The organism is Zhongshania sp. (genome assembly GCF_041623545.1).
Classification (GTDB): domain Bacteria; phylum Pseudomonadota; class Gammaproteobacteria; order Pseudomonadales; family Spongiibacteraceae; genus Spongiibacter.
This window is the reverse complement of sequence record NZ_JBFJWS010000394.1, coordinates 1-2,479: the sequence shown is the minus strand read 5'-3', so window position 1 is coordinate 2,479 and position 2,479 is coordinate 1. Positions and strand designations below refer to the sequence as shown.

Genomic DNA, 2,479 nt, shown 5'->3' with positions numbered 1-2,479 from the left:
GCATATTGGCTCTACAACGGGCGCATAGGTTGGTACGCGAACGATGGCAGCTACCAGCTAAGTGTTTGGGGTAAGAACTTGCTAGACAAGGAATACCATGTGTACGCCCTGAATCTGCAAGCCAGCTTCGGGTATGACGAATACATCGCCGCGGAACCCCGTAGTTACGGGGTAGAGCTCAGTGTAAGTTTCTAACAGAAAATATTATCGCGCCAAATAGAATTGGCGCGTAAGGGCTATCGTTTTGGCGTTCTCGGCTCTAGCTAATATTGGATTCGATAGCCACTATGAAAAACAGGAATTTCCGGAGAAACAGAGCGTTCTACTCAATCAATAATAAAGTGAGGCTACAATGTCACATATAGAAAATAAAGGAATCAATCCGCTCCCGCTTAGTGTTGGCGAAATATACGATCACAACACAGATAACCAGTTCGGTACTGGCTATGGTCACACTGAACTGGCGATATATCCATTTCCTAAAATATATCACCGAGCGACGCTAAAAGAGCAGCAGTTGCGCGACGAAGAGCTTGCCGCTGCCAAAGCCGATAACTGGTACAACTATGATTTAATTCCAGGTGCTGTCGTACACGGCAATGTCGCCGCAGATCAAGTCAACAATAATAGGTTGTGGACGTTACGCGGCAGTAAAGATAATAGACAGGCGTTTGCAAAAGAAGACCAATTTGGTCGTGATGACTCAGATCCTGGCGATAGCGGGGTTGATATTTACGAATCCCTTTTTTACTACTTCGATCGCAATTGGGAGCTCTGGGCCAGTAATACCGAGGCACTAAATAATATCAATCGCTTGCTATCGGTGGTCACCGAAAATTTGACCGATGGTGGTGGTCCCTTTTTCTTTCGAGTAAATCCACTAGACCCAGTTTTGACTTTGGCACCGGCTACCAAGGCGAAGTCTGTTGATACCCTAGACTATTACCCACCCTTGCCTGCGCGCTACCCAAAGCAACCTTTTGACAGCGAATTTCGCGACGACGATGTCATTGGATGGACGCAAGTTGCGCATTCATCGCCGTTTACACGCATAAAGCCATTCACCAAGCACCAAGCCAATTTTAAGGTGAACAACGATATATTCCGCCGCACCGCTGATTTCAAAAATGACGATATCAACCAGGCCATGGCAGAGGGGCGCACATTTATCGTCGACTATAAGGAGTATCACCAATTTAATATTCGTCCGCCGGCAGAGAACTCCGCTGGTGGTAGGTTTTACACGCCTATAGCGCTATTTGCAGTGCCAAGGAAGGGTGGTGCACTTAAACTAATTGCGATTCAAAGCACTCAGCATACCCCCGCAAACCAGACAGAGCGGGCCGCATGGAAGGAGTCGAACCAGCAGGATCCGGAGCGTCCTCTCTCTGACATTATGACACCCACTGATGACTATTGGTCTTGGCAGATGGCCAAATCGCTCTTCATGAGTATGTACGCCATGAGCAGTGTGGTCGACCATCTCTCCATGCACGTTTATATCGCACCGATTGCCATCAGTTTTTATCGCAATATATCTACGCAGCATCCACTAAGGGCTTTGCTTGAGCCGCATTTAATGGAACTGATCACTAATAATCACGCCGGTATATTTTCTGATAGCGGCACCCAAGACCCGAATACCTATGGTCGTACCGATCAGGGGCTGCTGACCGGCATGATGGACAAAGTCTCTGGTTGGACGGGTAAAACGTTCCTCGATGCAGTTGTCGAAAGATCAAGTTTTTATCACTTTGTAGACCAAAGCACGCCGCTTGATCGCAGTGGACCTAATGCTTTTAGTGCGATTGCCGATTTCCCACTTTATGACGATGATAATTTATTTCCGATTATTAAAAAGTGGGCCGGTAATTACTTAGCAGAATATTATCGTTCAGATGACGACGTGCGTGCAGATCATGAGTTGCAGTTATTTGCAGCCGAAACAGCCAATGAGGGCCGGGTGAATGGGTTTCCCGCTGCGATAAATTCCATCTCGGAATTAGTAGACATGGCTGCGCGGGTAATTTACTGGATGTCAGTAAATCATGCCTTAGAAGCAACCTTAGGTTGTAGCAAGCTGGCGCCAATCAGTTATTGGTCGGACAGAGTGCCGCGCAATGACGAAGTGAAATCCGAGGAAGATTGGCTCAATATTAACCCGCCAATAAACGTTGGCTTAGGTGTTTTCTGTGTGTCACGTTTCTTTGTCGACCTACCTTATGATTGGTACCGATCTTTGGGTCGATTCCCAGACGGGCATTTTATGCATGATCAACGTATATACCGCCATCTGAAAAGGTTTCAGCAAGAATTGTTTATTGCTGACACACAAATTCAAAAGAAAAATCTAAGTCGCAGGTGGGGGTATGGTATGAAACGGCCGGCAACTCTGACCTGCAGTCCTTGGAATTAGGAGATAATAAAAAATGAATAAAAAATCTATTAGCCGTCGAAGCTTTATCAAAGGCTCCACCGG

2 protein-coding genes are annotated in these 2,479 nt (G+C 46.6%); both read left to right on the top strand.

The features are described from left to right. A partial coding sequence (locus ABYT30_RS18400; protein ID WP_373097972.1) for a hypothetical protein occupies positions 1 to 195 on the top strand: 195 nt, incomplete at its 5' end. A gap of 157 nt (positions 196 to 352) precedes the next feature. Beyond that, entirely contained in the window at positions 353 to 2,416 is a 2,064-nt protein-coding gene (locus tag ABYT30_RS18395; RefSeq protein WP_373097970.1) for a lipoxygenase family protein, read from the top strand. Positions 2,417 to 2,479: the final 63 nt, after the last annotated feature.